At 51.2% G+C, this 20,444-nt stretch carries 20 protein-coding genes and 1 tRNA gene; 7 read left to right on the forward strand and 14 right to left on the reverse strand.

Annotated elements, in window-relative coordinates; translation table 11 throughout:
* Positions 1-98: 98 nt before the first annotated feature.
* The 3 genes from flgA (at position 99) to BZJ18_RS04675 (ending at position 1,655) form a co-directional block, all read left to right on the forward strand.
* On the forward strand, positions 99-791 hold the full coding sequence (gene flgA, locus BZJ18_RS04665) for a flagellar basal body P-ring formation chaperone FlgA (protein WP_077455529.1): 693 nt from the start codon (positions 99-101) through the stop codon (positions 789-791).
* A gap of 89 nt (positions 792-880) precedes the next feature.
* A complete protein-coding gene (gene flgM, locus BZJ18_RS04670; protein ID WP_069589288.1) occupies positions 881-1,204 on the forward strand; it encodes a flagellar biosynthesis anti-sigma factor FlgM in 324 nt (107 codons plus the stop codon).
* A 16-nt stretch (positions 1,205-1,220) separates the two neighbouring features.
* Positions 1,221-1,655, forward strand: a complete 435-nt coding sequence (locus tag BZJ18_RS04675; protein ID WP_077455530.1) for a flagella synthesis protein FlgN — start codon at positions 1,221-1,223, stop codon at positions 1,653-1,655.
* Positions 1,656-1,867: 212 nt separating this feature from the next.
* On the opposite strand, the gene BZJ18_RS04680 is transcribed toward BZJ18_RS04675, so the two are convergent.
* Complete coding sequence (locus tag BZJ18_RS04680) at positions 1,868-2,302, reverse strand: LPP20 family lipoprotein (RefSeq protein ID WP_102136080.1); 435 nt, start codon at positions 2,300-2,302, stop codon at positions 1,868-1,870.
* 17 nt (positions 2,303-2,319) lie between these two features.
* Positions 2,320-2,955, reverse strand: a complete 636-nt coding sequence (locus tag BZJ18_RS04685; protein WP_069589286.1) for a FlgO family outer membrane protein — start codon at positions 2,953-2,955, stop codon at positions 2,320-2,322.
* A 212-nt stretch (positions 2,956-3,167) separates the two neighbouring features.
* Here BZJ18_RS04685 and BZJ18_RS04690 point away from each other — a divergent pair, with 212 nt between their 5' ends.
* Positions 3,168-4,301: a flagella assembly protein FlgT gene (locus BZJ18_RS04690; RefSeq protein WP_077455531.1), complete on the forward strand. Its 1,134-nt coding sequence runs from the start codon at positions 3,168-3,170 to the stop codon at positions 4,299-4,301.
* A 52-nt stretch (positions 4,302-4,353) separates the two neighbouring features.
* Positions 4,354-4,429, forward strand: a tRNA-Arg gene (locus tag BZJ18_RS04695).
* 5 nt (positions 4,430-4,434) lie between these two features.
* On the opposite strand, the gene BZJ18_RS04700 is transcribed toward BZJ18_RS04695, so the two are convergent.
* A complete protein-coding gene (locus tag BZJ18_RS04700) occupies positions 4,435-6,288 on the reverse strand; it encodes a BCCT family transporter (protein WP_077455550.1) in 1,854 nt (617 codons plus the stop codon).
* Between the two features lie 339 nt (positions 6,289-6,627).
* Here BZJ18_RS04700 and BZJ18_RS04705 point away from each other — a divergent pair, with 339 nt between their 5' ends.
* Positions 6,628-7,071 (forward strand): DoxX family protein, encoded by a 444-nt coding sequence (locus BZJ18_RS04705; protein ID WP_077455532.1) that lies wholly within the window; start codon positions 6,628-6,630, stop codon positions 7,069-7,071.
* Positions 7,072-7,145: 74 nt separating this feature from the next.
* On the opposite strand, the gene BZJ18_RS04710 is transcribed toward BZJ18_RS04705, so the two are convergent.
* The 9 genes from BZJ18_RS04710 to glyA all read right to left on the reverse strand — a co-directional run bounded on the left by BZJ18_RS04710 (position 7,146) and on the right by glyA (position 14,525).
* Positions 7,146-7,628, reverse strand: coding sequence for a phosphatidylglycerophosphatase A (locus BZJ18_RS04710; RefSeq protein WP_069589281.1), 483 nt, complete (start codon positions 7,626-7,628; stop codon positions 7,146-7,148).
* On the reverse strand, positions 7,615-8,604 hold the full coding sequence (gene thiL / locus BZJ18_RS04715; protein WP_077455533.1) for a thiamine-phosphate kinase: 990 nt from the start codon (positions 8,602-8,604) through the stop codon (positions 7,615-7,617). Before thiL ends, BZJ18_RS04710 begins: the two co-directional genes overlap by 14 nt.
* A 67-nt stretch (positions 8,605-8,671) precedes the next feature.
* Positions 8,672-9,121, reverse strand: a complete 450-nt coding sequence (gene nusB / locus BZJ18_RS04720) for a transcription antitermination factor NusB (protein ID WP_069589278.1) — start codon at positions 9,119-9,121, stop codon at positions 8,672-8,674.
* 12 nt (positions 9,122-9,133) lie between these two features.
* Complete coding sequence (gene ribH / locus BZJ18_RS04725; protein ID WP_069589277.1) at positions 9,134-9,604, reverse strand: 6,7-dimethyl-8-ribityllumazine synthase; 471 nt, start codon at positions 9,602-9,604, stop codon at positions 9,134-9,136.
* A 123-nt stretch (positions 9,605-9,727) separates the two neighbouring features.
* Positions 9,728-10,837 (reverse strand): bifunctional 3,4-dihydroxy-2-butanone-4-phosphate synthase/GTP cyclohydrolase II, encoded by a 1,110-nt coding sequence (gene ribBA / locus BZJ18_RS04730; protein ID WP_069589276.1) that lies wholly within the window; start codon positions 10,835-10,837, stop codon positions 9,728-9,730.
* 10 nt (positions 10,838-10,847) lie between these two features.
* Positions 10,848-11,510: a riboflavin synthase gene (locus BZJ18_RS04735; RefSeq protein WP_077455534.1), complete on the reverse strand. Its 663-nt coding sequence runs from the start codon at positions 11,508-11,510 to the stop codon at positions 10,848-10,850.
* A gap of 2 nt (positions 11,511-11,512) precedes the next feature.
* Positions 11,513-12,646, reverse strand: a complete 1,134-nt coding sequence (gene ribD, locus BZJ18_RS04740; RefSeq protein WP_077455535.1) for a bifunctional diaminohydroxyphosphoribosylaminopyrimidine deaminase/5-amino-6-(5-phosphoribosylamino)uracil reductase RibD — start codon at positions 12,644-12,646, stop codon at positions 11,513-11,515.
* Entirely contained in the window at positions 12,643-13,092 is a 450-nt protein-coding gene (nrdR, locus tag BZJ18_RS04745) for a transcriptional regulator NrdR (protein WP_069589271.1), read from the reverse strand. The genes ribD and nrdR overlap by 4 nt, the downstream gene beginning before the upstream one ends.
* Positions 13,093-13,274: 182 nt before the next feature.
* Positions 13,275-14,525 carry a serine hydroxymethyltransferase gene (gene glyA, locus BZJ18_RS04750; RefSeq protein WP_077455536.1) on the reverse strand — a complete coding sequence of 417 codons (1,251 nt, stop codon included), beginning with the start codon at positions 14,523-14,525 and terminating at the stop codon, positions 13,275-13,277.
* 518 nt (positions 14,526-15,043) lie between these two features.
* On the opposite strand from glyA, the gene BZJ18_RS04755 reads away from it, so the two are divergent.
* Positions 15,044-15,661: a YitT family protein gene (locus tag BZJ18_RS04755; protein WP_077455537.1), complete on the forward strand. Its 618-nt coding sequence runs from the start codon at positions 15,044-15,046 to the stop codon at positions 15,659-15,661.
* An 82-nt stretch (positions 15,662-15,743) separates the two neighbouring features.
* On the opposite strand, the gene glnB is transcribed toward BZJ18_RS04755, so the two are convergent.
* Both glnB and purL read right to left on the reverse strand, forming a co-directional pair.
* Positions 15,744-16,082 carry a nitrogen regulatory protein P-II gene (glnB, locus tag BZJ18_RS04760; RefSeq protein ID WP_069590688.1) on the reverse strand — a complete coding sequence of 113 codons (339 nt, stop codon included), beginning with the start codon at positions 16,080-16,082 and terminating at the stop codon, positions 15,744-15,746.
* A gap of 148 nt (positions 16,083-16,230) precedes the next feature.
* Positions 16,231-20,121 (reverse strand): phosphoribosylformylglycinamidine synthase, encoded by a 3,891-nt coding sequence (gene purL, locus BZJ18_RS04765; RefSeq protein ID WP_077455551.1) that lies wholly within the window; start codon positions 20,119-20,121, stop codon positions 16,231-16,233.
* Between the last annotated feature and the right edge of the window lie 323 nt (positions 20,122-20,444).

A 20,444-nucleotide genomic window follows, 5' to 3' on the forward strand; every position in this document is an offset into this window, starting at 1 on the left:
TTTATGTAGAGTAGCATGATAATAGTAGTGGGTTATTGCACTACTCTCGAGAAAGAAGGGAAAATTTCTTCTTTAGTCGTCATCAATGGTTTGGATCTATGTATCAGTTATTACGTTTATTTATCGTCAGCTTATTAGCAAGCTTTAGCGTAAGTATAGCCGCTGCGACGGTAAGTCAAATGGATGTGGTCAGAGAAGCGGCAGAACGACATGTCGAGTCTATCATTTCGGTGCCCAAAAACGGTGAGCTCGACATCACAGCCGGCAACCTTGACTCGAGATTACGCCTGACCGATTGCCCGCTGCCATTAGATACCGAAGTGCCAGGGCGACAACGTATGAATACCTCGGTAACGGTCATGGTCTCGTGTCCTCAAGATGACTGGCAGGTGTATATCCCAGTCCAAATTCGCTTAATGATCCCACTGGTCGTTGCCAAGCGCCCGTTAGATCGTGGCATGCCTCTTGCAGCGAGTGATATGACCATTCAAATGGTTGACAGTCGGTTTCAACGTGGCCAAACCTACACTAGTCCAGCGCGCCTAATAGGCTCGAAAGTAAAGAGAACGGTCGGGATTGGTCAGCCCATCAGCAGTAACGATGTGTGTGCCGTGTGTCGAAATGATGACGTTGTTATCACTGCACGTGGAAACGGACTCAATATTGTTGCAAAAGGTACGGCATTAAGTGACGGTGCTCTAGGAGAGCAAATAAAAGTCAAGAACGATAAATCCAATCGGATTGTCGATGCTACAATCTCGGCGGTGGGCGAAGTGACGGTAAATTTCTAATTTTTTACGCCCGAATGCTAAAGTTAGCAAAAGGAATGCCGATACGCTGAGCAACGGACTCAAAAGCGACTGACAGTAAGGCGACGTTTATGGCGAGTATTGATCAACTACGTGGTAACCAGCAACCGCTGACCACAACCCGCAATAGCGGGAACCAGAATAAGACACAAGAGGCGCAAGGGAGCGCCGTGCGTGAACAGCAACGCACGACCAGTCAAGATGATGCAGTGTCGCTGAGCCATCAAAGCCGAGAGATCGGAAAAATGAATCAGCAAATGGCCTCTGAGCCGTATTTTGACAGTGCGAAAGTCGCTGAAATTAAACAAGCCATTGCCAATGGTTCGTATAAAGTCGATGCTGACAAACTCGCTGCCAATATGATGCGCTTTGAGAACGATTTGAACGACAGTTAATCTGGCGGGATAGTTTATGAGTCAAAATGCGCCCCTGTCCGTCCTTCTCGAGCAGCAGCTAGAGCGAGTTCAGTCGCTAAAAACGCTGCTGGAGCAAGAAGCCAAAACCATTGCCAGCCGAGTGTCGGAAGACATCGAAGCCACCGCCAAACAAAAGCAAATCTTGGTGAATGAAATACAGCGTGCTGATAGCCAACTCGCACAGCACCCTGAGCGAGAAAAGCTTCAAGGCGACCCGCAATGCGTTGAATACGTCAACACCATCCAACAGCACATTCAAGCCTGTAAGCAACAAAACGAGACCAATGGGATGGCGCTACAACGTGCAAGTTTAAGCATCCATCGGTTACGTAATTTGTTCCAAGAAAGCGGCGGCAAGTCAGAGCTGACTTATGACCATGACGGCAATGCGTCAGGCCGGAAAACCCTTGGCACAAATGTAAAAGCGTAGCTCGCGCTTTAGTATACGCCGAGCCACCTGACACTGCGCACTGACGTCTCCTTACTTAACCGCTTGAAATTGGTCGTAGCACGTATGCCCACTGCGCGTGCCCCCTCCCAATGATACAACTCGATCTGTAAAACAACGCGGCTTAGCTGACCAATAACAGTTAATAAAAAAGCGAGCCGTCTGGCTCGCTGATTGCGCGGAGAAAAGGTGGATTAAAAGATAATGTTTTCGTTACGGGGGATGTTTTGTGACTCGCCATAACGCTTCATTTTTTGCATCAAGTCTAAATCAAGCTCCAATTCGGTCACGTAGCTGTCACCGACTTTATAGCTTGCCACCACTTCGGCACCGCGGATAATCCCGTCAACAGCGCCTTGTGTGCTATCACGACCAAGACTTTGATCCTCCACACGCGTACGACCACTGACTCGAAGCCCATACACCTGCTCACTGAGCTCTTTATATGCCTCGACTTTTGACGCTCGCATTGCACGTGTTTCACGCTCTTCTTGCGTGGCCCCTTGTTGAGCACTGATTGAAGCCATACCAACCGCAGAAATAACATTCTCCTCTTTCATCTTGGTCAGAGGCTGACACGCGGTTAAAGCCATCAGGGCTAAAAGGCAAAGTCCATGTTTTATGCTCATGAATCATCCTGTCTTGGTTAAGGCTTAAGAACGACTGTTTCACGCTTGATGCGGTTTTGATCATCACGAATAATGACGCCATCACGCATGCGCACTTTATAAAGCGTGTCAATATCTCGACCAATACGGTCTGCGGGTAAAAAACCTTGCGCAGAAGCGACCACAACACGCGACTCCATACCAATAATACGCGCATTGACCAGTACACCTCCACCTTGTCGTAGCATGGTGCCTGTCAAGATATAATCAATTTGCTGCTCGGGGTTTAACTCTTTCCAATCACGGCTGATGGCAAAGTCCCCTTCTTCAGTGACACGAATAGCGCCGGTCGATTTGAAGTCTATGACGGTAAAGCCACGGCTTTGCATCTGATAGATCAGCCCTTCGGTCACTGTATTGCCTAACCAGTTCGTTTCAGACATGTCTTGCAAGTCTACAAACGACGTGACCGCCAACGGGGTACGTGCGGTTAAGTAAGCGTTTGTCGCCAGCAATTCGTCGGCCATGCTATTTAAAAAATAGTCCAGCGTGTGGCGAGGACGCTGCTTGAGGAAGAACTCACTCCCCGAGTAGGGCTCTTTCCCGTTGTAAATAGGCGTATATGCACAGCCTGCTGTCAACAGCGCTAATACCGCCACTATCCACTTTTTCATCGTATCATGCTCCGCGATCAGTCATCGATGTGAGACAAGTGTCTTCTTAGAGTATCGGACAAGGACCACAAACCTTTACCTTGAATTGTCACCCTTGTGTTCCGGAACACAACTTGCATCAATCTCTCATGCGTCATGCTCTTGTTAGGGTTGCCACCCTACCTGTTATGTTAACGAAGCAATTTCCATACCTACTAAGTGAGAACTTGACTATGAAAACCCGTTTGGCGCGATTCGGCCTGCTTTTTTCTCTATTTATCACGCCGCTCACACAGGCAGCTTGGTATGAAGTGTCTGCCAGCTCGCCCATCCTTGACAGCGAGCAAGCGGCACGCGTCCGCGCGTTAGAAGCCGCCACGTTCGATGCTATGCAGTTCTCCGGCGCCGATGTAGGCAGTTTGCAGCAAATCAAACGATTTCTTACCTCCGTTAAGCCCGGTTACCAGTTCAATGGTAGTGAAGTCCGCGAGATCTTAATTCTGGAAGAAGGCACTCAAGGTGGCAATTATGTGGTCAATGTGCGGGTGGATATCTATCCATCGGCAAATGCTTGCCACAAGACACAGTATAAGAAAGGAATGGTGATGACACGCTTTCCGATTGTGTCGCCTCAGCAAGCGGCCTTAGGAGGAATTTACCAATTTGGTGATGATTTTTCTGTGCTGCTTAGTCGAGAAGTCACTCAACACGGACAAAGCTTTGTTGGCCGTGGTATTGCGAATGTCGATGTTTCGCCAAACGCCCCGCAAGCTGTCGCGATGCTGGCGGAAGATAAAGATGCACAATTTGTCGTGACTGGAGCCATTACCGATCTCTCGGCGACCACAGACAGTGGCAGCTTCGGCCGTTCGCAAGACAATAGGCAATTGGCGGTCAATGTACAAGCGATGGACGCTGAAAGCGGTGAAGTCATTTTCCAGCGCCGCTATCGTGATGTTGCCAAATGGCCTTTTGAGCGCCATAGCCAAGTGGATACCCAAACAGCGCGTTTTTGGCAATCGCCTTACGGGCAAATGGCACGACGCATGAGTCGTAACATCTTGCTCGATTTAGAGTCGGCCCTATCCTGCCGCGCCAGCAAACCCAAAATTGTGGCGCTAAAAGACAATATCGCACAAATCAACGTTGGACGAATCAATGGGGTGAAACAGGGTGATCAGTTACAACTGTGGCATCTCGCTTCTTTCACTGATGATTTAGGGATTGTGCGCACGCAGCGCCGTAAAAGCGGAATGACATTAACCGTTGCGCGTGTTTATGAAAGTAGTGCCGAAGCGGTTATCCAACCCGACAGCTTGATAGGCAGCATTCAGATCGGTGATATTGTCACCAAAGGAGTAAACTAAATTGAAACAGGCGCTTAAATCGCGCCTGTTTTTACGTATAATGGCTGCCCGCGCTCCCATAGCTCAACAGGATAGAGCAGTCGCCTCCTAAGCGACCGATCGGGGTTCGAGTCCCTGTGGGAGCGCCAGTGAATTACTCGGCAACCATTGCTTTGTCAGTCTCTTGGTGCGTTAAGCGACTAAACTCAGCGTGCGCTTGCTCAGCCTGCTCAGATAGCCGCACCTTGCGCGCAATGGCGTCTTGCAGACGCTTCTCTGCCTTAGCTATTGCGGTCGATTGCGATGCTGTCAGCGCGTTTTCAGGCTCATGTAAGCGGTCTCCCACAAAAAAATTGAGATGCTCTCTCTTTAAAGCCATTAACTCTTCTGATGCGACCTTCACAGCATCAGCTGCTTGTCTTGCCTCTTCACAAAGCGTCTCAAATGCACCCAATGCATTACCTTCACGGGACCAAGGATCGACATGGGGAAACGTCTCGATATGAATCGTCGGATCGTCATAATGTGCTTGCTCACGAATATCTAGTGTCGCGGCACGAACAAATGAGACCATCAGCATCACGGAAATCACCAATAAAGGCAAGCCGCCCACAATAGCCGCCGTTTGCAAGGTTGATAGGCCTCCCATAAACATCAACACAGCCGGTAAGAACGACAGCGCAAATGCCCACAACAATCGGTTCCAACGCATAGGCTCTTCTTCAACATTATTCTGCACCACTGATGCCAGAATGTACGAGATCGAGTCAAACGATGTTGCCGTAAAAATAATACACAAGAGTGTAAACACAGCGATAACCACCGACGAAAACGGCAGTTGATCTAAGGTCGCAAAAATAGCTGCTGGCGCGCCATCGCTATTCAGGATCGCGATAACGTCAAGCTCGCCACTTAATTGAAGTGAGAGACCATAATTTCCCAACACAATAAAGAACAGCGCGCATCCCAGTGAGCCAAAGAAGATCGCTCCAGCGACCATTTCTTTTACCGTGCGGCCGCGGGAAATCCGTGCAACAAACAATCCCATACACGGTGCGAATACCAACCACCAAGCCCAGTAGAAGATGGTCCAGTTTTGTGGAAACTTGGTATTAGCAAAATCCCCATATCCGCCAAATGGCTCGGCCCATGATGCCATAGCAAAGAAGTTTGACAGCATGCGGCCAATTGCATCGAGACCCGTCTCAAGCATAAATACACTCGGACCGGCAACAAACACAAACGCCAATAGACCCATTGCTCCCCAAAAATTAATATTGCTGAGCAATTTGATACCACGCTCCATACCCACGTATGAAGAATACCCAAACAGTGCCGTACAAATGGCCAGCACACCGATTTGAGTGACGATATTATTCGGTAAGCCCGTCAAATGCGTCAGGCCGCCATTAATCAAAGGCGCTGCCAAACCGAGTGTTGTGGCCGCACCACCTAGCATACCGAAAATGAACATCACATCGAGTAACTTGCCCAAAGGCCCTTTCGCATGAGTTTCTCCGATAACGGGCATCAGCGCACTGGAGATTTTTAATGCTGGACGCTTACGTACGTAGAAAAAATACGCAATCGGCAATGCAGGGATCAGATAAATCGACCACGCAATTGGTCCCCAATGGAAAATCCCGTAAGTTGCCGCCCATTGGATGGCACTTTCACTACCGGGAGCCTGCTGGAAGGGGGGGGACTGATAGTAATAGGCCCACTCGATGCATCCCCAGTACAGAATACTGGCGCCGATCCCGCCACAAAACAACATCGCCGCCCAAGAGGCAGTGCCGTATTCCGGCTGCTCATCTTTTTCGCCCAGTTTAATCTGCCCCAAATCACTGAAGATGACAAACACCATAAAAAGAAATGCAGCCAGCCCTAACGATAAGTATGCAACACCGAGTTTGTCGGTCATAAAGTGCTTCGCCGTCGAAATCCACTCTGCACCTTTTACCGGATAGAGCGCCAACAATGAAACGACCAGTACCAAAGTCCCCATTGAGCCAATAAAAGTCGGTTTATCAATTAGCTTGCTATTCACAGCGTTTCTCCTCCAAAAATTGGCTGAAGAATACGCACAGTTTTAAAATGTGTATAACGAAAAAAATTTGTCGTGTTAATACAGTTTTTTATTCAAACAGGCAAAGTTATTTCATCTGCATGCCCTACTCGGAGGAAAGAGTACAAGCAAACGGCTGATAATTTATCTACATCATTCAAAATATCCGAACATATCCATCAATCTCCGCTACTTATTATTTCGATACCTCACCTTTATCATTGCTCTCAATCCGGCGAGTAACGTCAATATCTATCAAATTTTTCGAAGAGGTGCTCTATGCGTCAACGTTTACACACTCTGCTTTCCACTCAATCAAGCTTTGCCCCCTTAGCTTTGCGCCTTCCTGTCGGAGTGATTTTGATCGCTCATGGCGCGCAAAAACTGTTTGGTTGGTTTGGCGGCTATGGCCTTGAAGGAACGGGCCAATGGATGGCATCGATTGGTCTTGAGCCTGGTGTACTAATGGCGTTGATGGCAGGTAGTGCGGAGTTTTTTGGCGGTGTGCTGCTGTTGATTGGTCTATTGACGCGCCCTGCTGCGGCTGTCACTTCAATCACCATGCTGGTCGCGATTGTTACCGTGCACTGGGATAACGGCCTATTTCTAAGCAACAACGGGTATGAGTTTGGATTGGCATTACTGGCTGCCGCCGTCTCATTGCTGTTCAGTGGGGCTGGCAATCTCTCTGTCGATAAAAAGCTCAGCCAGACAATGCGCTAACCGCTGCGACTGACCCAAGATACAAAAATGCCGCGTGTTCAACGCGGCATTTTTCGTTGCCAAAGGTTGGTTAATTAAACGTAAGTCACCCACGCCCAAAGGCTCAACATGGCCATCACGCCGGCAAGGATATCATCGAGCATGATCCCCAGCCCACCATGAACATGCTTGTCCAACCAACTGATAGGCCACGGCTTAATCATATCGAAGAGTCGAAACATCACGAAGCCCGCCAAGATAATCTGCCAGTCGGTGCTTGGCACCAATGCCATGGTGATCCAAAAGCCAACAAATTCATCCCACACAATCGCGCCGTGATCATGCACTTTCATATCCGCAGAGGTACGACCGCAAATCACAATCCCTGCAAGGCTACCGACAAGAATAGCTATCCATAAACCGACTGGCGCTGTGTAGGTAGCAAGTAGCCAATAAAAAGGCACCGCAAACAAGGTACCAACCGTCCCCGGCACCACCGGAGAGAGCCCACTCCCCAGCCCAACGGCCAGCAAATGCAACGGATTTTTAAGCGATAAACGCTGCTTAGGATCTGTCACTGTCCAACTCCTTAAAGTGATCCCATCCTGATAGCGTCCAGTCTAAGGGATTACCATCGGCCATCAATTGTAAAGACTGACTGCCATTAATTTGACCAATACAAGAGGCGGTGACCCCAGTGTGTTTCAGTGTTGTCTCTAACGTCCCGCGATACATTTCCGGTACGGTAAAGCACAATTCATATTCTTCGCCACTGGTTAAGGCAAGCTTTTGCGCGGTTTCACGGCTGTCCACATCCGCCAGTAACGCCTCCGACAGCGGCAGTTGGGTCACATCAATGGATGCCCCCACACCACTGGCTTTGAGAATATGCTGAATATCAGCCACCAGGCCATCGGAAATATCAATCGCCGCCGAAGCGATACCGCGTAAAGCTTGGCCTGCTGCTACGCGAGGCTGCGCGCGATAATGCCGATTAATCAATGTGGCCGCCCGTGCCTCATCAGTCACCGGCTTACCAAGGACATAGTTCAGTCCTGCTTGACTGTCCCCCAACGTACCGGTGACATATAACCAATCCCCAGGCTTCGCACCATCGCGCGTTAATGCCTGTCCATGAGGGACATGGCCATGCAAAGTCATGGTAATACTTTTGGGTCCACGCGTGGTATCACCGCCAATCAGCTGAACTTGAAAATATTCAGCAAGCGCAGAGAAACCTTGGCAAAATCCCGCCACCCACGCTTCGTCTGGTTCAGGTAACGTTAGCGCCAACGAGCACCAAGCAGGCATCGCTCCCATGGCTGCTAAATCGCTTAAATTCGATGCCAACGCTTTATGCGCGATATCGGAAGCACTGGCTGTAGCAAGAAAGTGGGTACCTTCTACCATGGTATCTGTGGTGATGGCGAGCTGACAGCCCTCGGGGACTTGGGTAATGGCACAGTCGTCACCAATGCCTAGCGCCACATCGCGGCGGCTCACTGGCTGACGAGCGAAATAATCGCGAATCAGATCAAATTCGTTGCGCGTCATAATGGCTTTCGTGGTATTGCATCTAAAAATAAAAAGGCCAGCGGGGCTGGCCTTGAAAGGGAGGTAATTAACGAAGTCGTGGGGCCGCTTTATCAAGCACACCATTCACAAACTTGTGGCTGTCTTCGGCGCCAAAACGCTTCGCCAGTTCCACCGCTTCATTAATCACGACTTTATACGGCACATCTTCACGTTTCACCAATTCGTACATCGCCAAACGCAGCAGTGCGTGCTCCATATCGTCCAAGTCTTGCAATGGACGAGACAAGTAAGGACGCATTTTGCTGTCTAGCTCTTGATGACTCAGTACCACGCCGCTAAACAGATTGCGGAAATATTCCACATCGGTTTCAGGCTCGCGCAGAAGTGGCTCCGCGTCTTTGTGGTCGTCTTCTTCGTACTTTTCGGCTGCAAGGAATTGTGCCTCAATATCTGCGATATTGCCTTGCGCCAGTTGCCATGAATAGATGGCTTGCAATGCAAATTGGCGTGCATTACGTCGTGCGGCTGGTTTCACTCTAACCCCCGTTTAGGATTCAATCTGGGACAGGACATTGACCATTTCAAGCGCGCTCAGTGCAGCCTCTGCCCCTTTATTACCAGCCTTGGTACCTGCGCGTTCGATGGCTTGCTCAATGGTGTCAACAGTCAGCACGCCAAAGGCGACTGGGGTTTCAAACTCCAATGCAACCTGTGCTAACCCTTTATTACATTCTCCGGCCACATAGTCAAAGTGGGGCGTGCCACCGCGGATCACGGAACCTAGCGCCACAATCGCATCGTAGCGACCGCTTTTGGCTAGTTTCTGGGTCACCAAAGGCAACTCGTAGGCACCGGGACAGCGGACCACGGTAATATTATCTTCGCTGACTTGGCCTTGGCGCTTCAGTGCGTCGATCGCACCTGATAGTAAACTCTCGTTGATAAAGCTATTAAAGCGAGAGATAACAATAGCAACCTGCGCGTTGGGCGCGGCAAATGCACCTTCGATTACGTTCATGAGCCTTCCTGTGACTTGCTTTCCGGAATGAGAAACCGCGCGATTCTACCACATTTTTAGCGAATGGCACCATGTTCCGTGCCCGCCAACCCTGTCGCACATCGCGCAGCCTTGCTTGTTAGGTTATTCGGTGACGTATTCCACCACGTTCAAACCAAAGCCTGATAGTGCGTGATAGCGTTTCGTTGATGACGAAAGCAAACGCATTTGCTTAACGCCAAGGTCTGCCAAGATTTGCGAGCCAATGCCAACACGGCGTGACGTGCCTTGCCATTTGGCGCTAGCTGGCTGCTCGCCTTTATCTTGCGCTTCAAATGCTTTCACCTTATTGATAATGGCATCGCTGGTTTCTTCTTTCCCCAAAATCACCAACACACCACCGTCATGACTGATCCGTTGCATCGCACGGGTTAGGCTCCAGCTGCGTTCAGCCGTTCGGTCAGATTGAAGCACATCGGTAAAGGTATCTTGCAAGTGCACGCGAACCAAGGTCGGGTCAGCGGTCACTTCGCCTTTACACATCGCATAGTGGATTTGGTTATCAATGGTGTCACGGTAAGTGACCAAATCAAACTCACCAAATTCGGTGGGCAATTTACAAGACGCAACACGCTCAATGGTGGTTTCGTTAAGGTTTCGGTATTCAATCAAATCTGCAATGGTGCCCAGCTTGATACCGTGCTTTTCACAAAACACTTCCAAATCAGGGCGGCGCGCCATGGTRCCATCTTCGTTGAGGATTTCCACAATCACGGACGCAGGACTAAAGCCTCCTAAGCGGGCCAGATCACAGCCTGCCTCAGTGTGGCCGGCACGCGTCAGAACACCACCCTCTTGTGCCATTAAGGGGAACACATGCCCCGGTTGAACTAAATCGGCAGCTTTCGCATTAGGCGCGACCGCAGCTTGTACGGTACGTGCACGATCGGCCGCAGAAATGCCGGTGGTCACCCCTTCCGCCGCTTCAATTGACACCGTGAAAGCAGTGGAAAATTGCGCGTTATTGTCAGACACCATCAAAGGTAATCCAAGCTGCTGACAGCGCTGTTGGGTCAGCGTTAAGCAAATCAAGCCCCGACCATGGGTGGCCATGAAATTGATAGCTTCTGGCGTGATCGCTTCGGCCGCAATGATCAAATCGCCTTCATTTTCGCGATCTTCGTCATCCATCAATACCACCATTTTACCTTGGCGGATATCGTCAATGATTTCTTGGGCACTACTTATTGCCATCTTGGATTCCTTATTTCAAAAAGCCGGAACGGGCCAGCGTATCAAGGCTGACTCCCGTTGATTGTGTGGGTTCAGCCGCCTTGTCACCGAGCATTAATCGCTCAAGATAACGGGCGATCACATCAACTTCGATGTTCACTTTACGCCCAGGGGCAAACGTTTGAATCGTGGTTTGTTCAGCAGTATGCGGCACGATGGTGAGCTTAAATGCACTGCCATTGACATCGTTCACCGTCAGGCTAATCCCATCTACCGTGATCGAGCCTTTTAACGCCACATATTTGGCGAGCTCAGACGGTAATCTAATCCAGTATTCCCACGCGCGGCCGGTTTGGTTCACCGATATCACTTCACCGAGGCCATCAACATGGCCTGCCACCATGTGGCCGCCAAATCGCGTGGTGGGTAGCATCGCCTTTTCAAGATTGACCTTGTCTCCGACCGACAAGTGCCCCAGTGATGAACGTGCAAGGGTTTCAGATGACACATCTGCGCTATAGCCCGTTGCGCTCAATGCTACCACGGTCAAGCACACCCCATTGGTGGCGATACTGTCACCCAGTTTGACATCACAGAGATCAAGCTCACCACTGTCGATAGTCAAAGTCATGTCTTGCCCGCGGCGAGTCAAGCGTTCTACTCGGCCTACCGCTTCGATAATTCCAGTAAACATCGTTATTCGTACTCTTGCGTGATCACGGCATGCTCAGAGAGCATGGCGGTTAAGCGAACATCGTCACCGATCCTCGTCACGTGATTAAAGTGAAAGCGCGGTGCATCGTCCATCCGTTGCATCCCATCTAAAGCAACCAAGGGGCGACTATCGCCTCCTAACAAGACGGGGGCTTGGTAAACAATCAGTTCATCGACTAACGATTCAGTGAGAAGCTGACCCGCTAGCCTTGCGCCCGCTTCGACCCACACTTTGTCAATGTCATGTTCCGCCAATGCGCGAAGGATAGCGGTGAGTGACGCATCGGGCATTACCCATTCTTGCACGTTATCCGGCCACGCATGATTACTCGGTGAATCAACAATACGGATCACATCGCCCTCAAGCTGATAGACGGTTGCATCCGGTGAAGTTTTATTGTCTCTATCTAGCACAACACGTGTCGGTTGGCGCACAGTCGATTGCGGATAAGCATCAAGTGTGGCTCGAGGAAGTTGGCTTTGGCGTACATTGAGGCTGGGGTTATCGGCCAATACCGTGGCGCTGGTCGATAAAATGGCACTGGCTTGAGCACGAAACGCTTGCACATCGGCACGTGCGGGCTCACCGGTGATCCATTTACTTTGGCCATTGGCTAAGGCGGTCCGGCCATCGAAGCTCCCTGCCAGCTTAAGCTGTACATACGGCATTTGGGTGAGCATTCGCTTAATGAAGCCGGGGTTTAGCGCCTTGGCCTGCTCCGCCATCACACCGACGACCACCTCAATACCTGCTTCTTGTAAGCGCGCGATGCCTCTCCCTGCCACTTGAGGATTGGGATCTTGCATGGCACACACTACGCGACTGACGTTAGCGGCAATTAAGGCATCGCAACACGGTGGCGTGCGACCATAGTGAGAGCAAGGCTCTAAGGTGACATAAGCTGTCGCCCCTTGTGCACATTCCCCCGCCGCCTTTAAAGCGTGTACCTCGGCATGTGGCCCACCGGGAGCAAGATGAAACCCTTCACCAACAATGTCGTCACCATGCGCAATCACACAGCCCACATTGGGATTCGGGGTCGTGGTAAAGCGCCCTTGAGCGGCAAGCGCGAGTGCGCGCGCCATCATGGTGTTATCGCGTTGGTTGTTACTCATTTTTGCAGCCGTGCAATTTCTTCACCGAACTCACGAATATCTTCAAAGCTATGATAGACAGAGGCAAAACGGATATACGCCACTTTATCGAGCTCTTTGAGTGCTTCCATCACTAAGTTACCAACCGAGGCGGAGCTAATCTCTCGCTCACCGGTAGCGCGAAGGCGTGATTTAATGCTGTTGATCGCTTTTTCAATATCGTCCGCACTGACAGGCCGTTTTTCCAGTGCGCGCTGAATGCCACCGCGCAGCTTTTCTTCGTCAAAAGGCTCACGATTACCATTGGTTTTGATGATGCGTGGCATCACCAGCTCTGCCGTTTCGAACGTGGTATAGCGTTCTGCGCACGCCAAACACTGGCGACGACGACGAACTTGATGGCCATCGGCGACGAGTCGAGAATCGATCACTTTGGTGTCGGTTGCACCACAGAATGGACAGTGCATGGGGCTAGCCTCCTCAATATCATCCCGTTAGTGTAACCGATTTGCGATTATGAAAAAGCCTGCAAACGGCGAGTTTGTAACGATTCTGTGCGCAAAGCTGATTTCGCTAAGAATCGGTGGCTAACCACGCATAAAAAAGGCGCCTGAAGGCGCCTCTGCTTTTTCACTTACAACGCTTACGGTTACGCATAAACCGGTAAGCGGCGGCAAATGGCTTGAACTTTCTCTTTAGTTTCAGCAATCACTTGCTCATTATTGATGTTATCTAACACATCACACATCCAATGCGCGAGCTGTTCAGCGTCTTGCTCGCTAAAGCCACGGCGTGTAATCGCTGGCGTCCCCACACGAATGCCTGAGGTGACAAACGGGCTACGTGGATCGTTCGGCACACTGTTTTTGTTCACAGTGATGTTCGCGGCACCAAGCGCAGCATCCGCTTCTTTACCGGTGATGTCTTTGTCAATCAAATCAACCAAGAACAAGTGGTTGTCGGTTGACCCTGAAACGATGTTATAACCGCGTGCTTGGAACCCTTTAACCATCGCACGAGCGTTATCAATCACGCGCGCTTGATAAGCTTTAAACTCAGGCTCCATCGCCTCTTTAAACGCGACAGCTTTACCCGCAATTACGTGCATCAGTGGGCCACCTTGACCACCTGGGAACACCGCAGAGTTGAGCTTTTTGTAGAGGTCTTCACCCGCATTGGACAGGATCAAACCGCCGCGCGGCCCTGCGAGGGTTTTGTGGGTGGTGGTGGTGACCACGTGTGCATGTGGCAATGGATCTGGATACACGCCTGCTGCAATCAAACCAGCAACGTGTGCCATATCCACCATGAACCAAGCGCCCACTTTGTCGGCGATTTCACGCATACGCTTCCAATCCACCACTTGCGAATAGGCAGAGAAACCACCAATGATCATTTTCGGCTTATGTTCCAGCGCGAGCTGTTCCATTTGCTCGTAATCAATCTTACCCGCTTCATCAATGCCGTACGCAACCACTTCATAGTGTTTGCCTGAAAAGTTGACCGGAGAGCCGTGCGTTAAGTGGCCACCATGCGCCAAGCTCATGCCCAAAACCTTGTCGCCTGGGTTTAGCAGCGCCATATAGACCGCGCTGTTGGCTTGTGAGCCTGAGTGAGGTTGCACGTTGGCATATTCACAACCAAACAATTCACACGCACGCTCAATCGCAAGAGCTTCCACTTTATCGACATGCTCACAGCCGCCGTAATAACGCTTGCCGGGGTAGCCTTCGGCATATTTGTTGGTCAGTTGAGAGCCTTGCGCTTCCATGACGCGTGGGCTGGTATAGTTTTCTGACGCAATCAGCTCAATGTGTTCTTCCTGACGAGCCGTTTCTTCTTCAATGGCTGCGAACAGTGCCGGATCGTAATCCGCAATTTTCATGTCACGCTTTAGCATTTGTCTCTCCTGACTCAATGGTGGCGGGCTATTACCCTTAAAGCGAATGCTACCCGTACCCAAGTTGGCCCGATAGCTCGAATGGTTTTGATATGGCATAGTGCACCACACCTTGGGTTAGTCGCCTTACACATTTAAAGTGACTAAACCAAGGCAAACAGGCGGAAAAGTCGGCGTTTTAAAAGCCTGACGCAAACGTTTACGCTACCGCCATTACTGCGTTCGTCATTCTACAAAAAAACCACTGCAACAGGTAGTGTCAATCGGCCGTTTTTTTTATACGTCGGTTGTGCCAGATTAGTCCGCCATACAGAAACGCAGATTGTGCGCTGTAAACAATTTACACGCGAGTATCAAATTGCTGACATCCTATCAGCCAGTGATTTACTTGGCTGACTTTTTATTACTCTCATTTGGCGATAAAATCCGCGCCCGCAATTCCCATTAACCTTATTTAACCGCCGCCCCAGTTGGGTTTTGGCGGACTTTTTGTTGCTGTTTATGTAGGGAGAAGCCGTGTGAGCCGATATCAACACAGCTTAAAAGAAGATGTGATCGCCATTGCCTCTGGGGCGTTTCTCGTCGCACAAGGGGTGTTTTTCTTGCAACAGGCCGGACTGTTAACCGGCGGGACGACTGGCCTTGCTTTGTTAGTCAGCCAATTTACTGACCTGTCCTTCGGCACCCTGTACTTTCTGTGTAACTGTCCGTTTTATTTGATGGCTTGGTTTCGCATGAGCCCGCGCTTTGCTGTGCGCAGCTTACTCGCCGGTGGCGCGGTGTCCGTGATGGCCGACCATATCGCCTACTTTTTTCAAATCACTTGGTTGGCCCCCGCCTATTGTGCGGTCATTGGTGGCTTGCTGATGGGCGTCGGCATGTTGATGATTTTCCGCCACAATGCCAGCTTAGGCGGTTTTAACGTACTAGTGCTTTATTGTCAGGACAAGTTTGGGATCTCGGCAGGAAAACTGCAAATGGGTATCGACTGTACCATCCTGGCGCTATCTTTCTTCCTCATCGACCTCAATCTCTTGATGTGGTCGGTGGTTGGCGCGATTGTGCTCAACTTAGTCTTGGCGATGAATCATAAGCCGGGTCGTTATCAAGCGCATCCGGCCAACCCTAGCGCGTAGTCAATCACCACGCCACACAAACAAAAAGCCAAGCATCACGCTTGGCTTTTTGTTGCTTACCGTATTAGTCCAACTCGCGATATTAAATCGCTTCTTCGTCTTCCTCACCGGTACGGATACGCACCACGCGTTCAACATCGAAGACAAAGATTTTACCATCACCAATTTTACCGGTTTGTGCGGTATCAATGATGGTTTCAACACACTGTTCTGCGACATCATTCGCGACCACGACTTCCAGCTTGACCTTAGGCAGAAAGTCCACCATGTATTCAGCGCCTCGGTAAAGCTCAGTATGACCTTTCTGACGACCAAAACCTTTTACTTCTGAGACAGTCATCCCCGTGATGCCCACGTCGGCAAGTGCTTCGCGTACGTCATCGAGTTTAAATGGCTTGATGATGGCTTCAATTTTTTTCATTCCGTTATCCTTCTCGTTGGCCGCAGCCGGTCCTGATGGATCAGTTGTTTAGCTGAAATTGTATCGCAGCCGGATAAAAAATCATCCATCGATTCACGCTTATCACTAAAAAGCCGCCATAGATTGGCGGCTTTGATTGGTATAAGGCTTATCCCAGTGTGACCCGCGCGTTGCGGAACATGCGCATCCACGCACTGTCTTCGCCCCAATCATCAGGGTGCCAAGAGTTAGCAACCGTACGGAATACCCGCTCAGGGTGCGGCATCATAATGGTGACGCGGCCCGACTCAGTGGTCAGCGCGGTAATGCCATTTGGTGAGCCATTCGGGTTGGCAGGATACGCTTGTGTTGGCTGGCCGTGATTATCGGTGTAACGCAACGCCACCGTACCTGACGCCTCAATTGCCGCTAGATGCTCTGCATCACGCACCTCAACACGTCCTTCACCATGCGATACCGCAATGGGCATCCGTGAACCCGCCATCCCAGCAAAGAAGGCGGATGGGCTTGATTGCACTTCCACTAGGCTAAAGCGCGCTTCAAAGCGCTCCGACTCATTACGAACAAATCGTGGCCAGTGTGCGGCGCCTGGGATCAGTTCATGCAGGTTCGATAGCATTTGGCAGCCATTACACACGCCAAGTGCCAAGGTATCTTCACGCGTAAAGAAGTCACTGAATTGATCGCGCGCGCGGCTGTTAAACAGAATGGATTTCGCCCAACCTTCACCAGCGCCTAACACGTCACCGTAAGAGAAACCGCCACAGGCCACCAGCCCTTGGAAACCGTCCAAACTGACGCGTCCTGAGAGAATGTCACTCATATGAACGTCCACAGCGTTAAAGCCAGCGCGATCGAAAGCGGCGGCCATTTCCACATGCGAGTTCACGCCTTGCTCACGCAAAATAGCCATCGTCGGTTGTTGACCGGTAGCGATATATGGCGCAGCAATATCTTCATGCACGTCAAAGCTCAGGCTGGCGTGCAACCCAGGATCGGCCGCCTGCTTGGCGTCAAACTCTTGACGAGCGCAGTCCGGATTATCGCGACGCGCTTGCATCTGATAGGTGGTTTCAGCCCAAACCTGACGTAAGTGCTGGCGACTGGCTTGATAGATAGGCGCCTCACCGTGACGCAAGATAATCTCATCGCTATCACTTAGGCCGCCAATCAGGTGACTGCATGCGGTTAATTGATGTTCATCCAACACCGCATTAACACGCTCGAGATCTTGCGTCGCCACTTGGATCACCGCGCCCAGCTCTTCGTTAAACAACACCGATAAGGCATCGTCGCCTAAACGGGCGATATCCACGTCAATACCGGTGTGACCGGCAAACGCCATTTCCGCCAAGGTGACGAACAGTCCACCATCAGCTCGATCGTGATACGCCAGTAGCTTTTGCTCTGCTACCAAGGTTTGCATCGCATTGAAAAAGCCTTTTAGGCGGGCGCTGCTGGTGACATCGGCAGGCTTATCGCCCAATTGGTGGTAAACCTGAGCCAACGCGGTTGCGCCCAGACGCTGCGCGCCCTCACCGAGGTCAATCGCAATCAAGTGGCTATCACCTTTATCGGTACGCAGTTGTGGAGTCACGGTACGACGCACATCTTCCACGCGGCCAAAGGCGGTGATAATCAGCGACATCGGCGCGGTGACGGTTTTGTTTTCACCGTCTTGCTGCCACTGGGTTTTCATCGACATCGAGTCTTTACCCACCGGAATGGTCAGTGACAGCTCAGGACACAGCTCCTCGCCAACGGCTTTAACCGCTTCGTACAAGCCGGCGTCTTCGCCCGGATGACCTGCCGCGGACATCCAGTTCGCAGACAGTTTAATGTTAGTCAGGCTACCAATATCGGCACAGGCAATATTGGTAAGTGCTTCGCCGACCGCCATACGGGCAGAAGCAGCAAAGTCGAGCAAGGCCGCAGGCGTTCGCTCACCCATCGCCATCGCCTCACCGTGATAACTGTCATAGCTGGCCGCCGTGACCGCACAGTTAGCGACGGGTACCTGCCAAGGGCCGACCATTTGGTCACGCGCAACCAATCCGGTCACCGAACGGTCACCGATGGTGATCAAGAAGGTTTTCTCCGCCACCGCCGGTAAGCGTAAAACACGCTCACAGGCTTCCGCTAGCTCAATGCCTTGGGTGTTAAGCGCGGTACCTGTCACTTGCTGACGCGTCACATCCCGGTGCATTTTGGGCGCTTTACCCAGCAAGATATCCATCGGCATGTCGATAGGAGTATTGTCGAAGTGGCTGTCTTCAAGCGACAGATGACGCGCATCGGTGGCCTCACCAATCACAGCGTACGGCGCCCGTTCACGCTCGCATAAGGCTTCGAAAAGCGCCATATTTTCCGGTTTAACCGCCAAGACATAACGCTCTTGTGACTCGTTACACCAAATGGCGAGCGGACTCATTCCCGGCTCATCATTAGGAATGTCACGCAAGTTAAAGCGTCCACCGCGGCCGCCATCATCGACCAGCTCTGGCATCGCATTGGACAGTCCACCTGCGCCCACATCGTGGATAAAGGCAATCGGATTATCGTCGCCAAGCTGCCAGCAACGATCGATCACCTCTTGGCAGCGACGCTCCATTTCTGGATTCTCACGCTGTACCGAGGCAAAGTCTAAGTCTTCCGCCGATTGACCGGATGCCATCGACGATGCTGCACCGCCGCCAAGGCCGATGTTCATCGCCGGACCACCTAACACAATCAGTTTGGCGCCCACGTCAATCTCGCCTTTTTGCACATGGCCGTCGCGGATGTTACCCATTCCACCGGCGATCATGATGGGTTTGTGATAGCCACGCACTTCCTCACCGGCATGCGAGGTCACCAATTGCTCATAGGTGCGGAAATAACCCAGCAAGTTAGGTCGGCCAAATTCGTTGTTAAACGCCGCGCCGCCTAGCGGGCCTTCCAGCATAATATCGAGCGCAGTAGCAATGCGCTCAGGCTTGCCATAATCGCGCTCCCACGGCTGAACGAAGCCCGGAATTTTGAGGTTAGAGACGGAAAAACCGACCAATCCTGCTTTGGGTTTGCCTCCGACACCGGTTGCCCCCTCATCACGAATCTCACCGCCAGAGCCTGTTGCCGCGCCTGGCCACGGTGAAATCGCAGTAGGATGGTTGTGGGTTTCCACCTTCATCAAAATATGAGCCGGCTCATGGTGATATTGATAAGTGTGGCTATCAGGGCTGGGGAAAAAGCGCCCAACGTTTGAGCCCGTCATCACGGCTGCGTTGTCTTTATACGCCGACAGCACGTTATCTGGGGTTTGCTCATAGGTATTTTTGATCATTTTAAACAGCGACTTAGGCTGTTTTTGACCATCAATAGTCCAGTCGGCATTGAAAATTTTGTGTCGACAATGCTCTGAGTTGGCTTGCGCAAACATCATCAGTTCGATGTCGTTAGGATTACGCCCCAGCTGGGTGAAGTTCTCGACCAGATAGTCAATTTCATCTTCTGCCAGTGCCAACCCTAGGGCTTGGTTGGCCTCGACTAAGGCGGCGCGGCCACCTGATAGAATGTCTACGCTATGCATCGGCGCAGGTTCCGCTTGCTCGAATAGCACCGCGGCAGCCTCAAGCTCACTGAACACAGCTTCCATCATCCGATCGTGCAACAATCCGGTTAAGGTTGCGTGTTGCTCACTGGTCAAAGGAGCAGATAACTGAATATAGTACGCCGTACCGCGCTCCAAGCGTTTCACCGCGTCCAAGCCACAGTTATGGGCAATATCGGTTGCTTTGGATGACCACGGCGACAAGGTGCCGGGACGAGGCGTAACGAGAAACAGCGTCCCTTCAGGCGCATGCGGCGGTAAAGTGGGCCCGTAAGTCAGCAACTTTTCGAGCTTTTCGCGACTCGCGCTATCCAAGGGGTGATGCAAATCAGCGAAGTGAATAAACTCAGCATACAGTGCCGTGACTGGCAACTGATGCGCTTGACAGCTAGCCAGCAGTTTATTGACACGAAACTCAGACAGTGCGGGGGAACCACGCAAAATATCCATGTGCGTACGTCTCTCGTTAGCAGTTAGTGAAAGGGGTATACCCAAATTAACACGCGTTGGCATGTAAACTTGGGTATCACAACTCACACTGACAGCCTTTGCTGTCTGCAGGTTCACGCCCATTTCTTGCTGGCCTTTTAAGCAAGCGGCGGCCATTATAGGGGAAAATCCTCGCGGGCAACACACCTGACGCAACCGTTTGCGCAAAAAATTTCCCCTCTATCGGTCGGACGCCTATTCACGTAGAATGGAGGGTCCATTGATCACGGCCTGTGTATTCACGCCGGCCCGCAACAAGAGCAACAGCCTTTGAGACAGCGTCG

Source organism: Salinivibrio sp. IB872 (assembly GCF_001995345.1).
GTDB lineage: Bacteria > Pseudomonadota > Gammaproteobacteria > Enterobacterales > Vibrionaceae > Salinivibrio > Salinivibrio proteolyticus.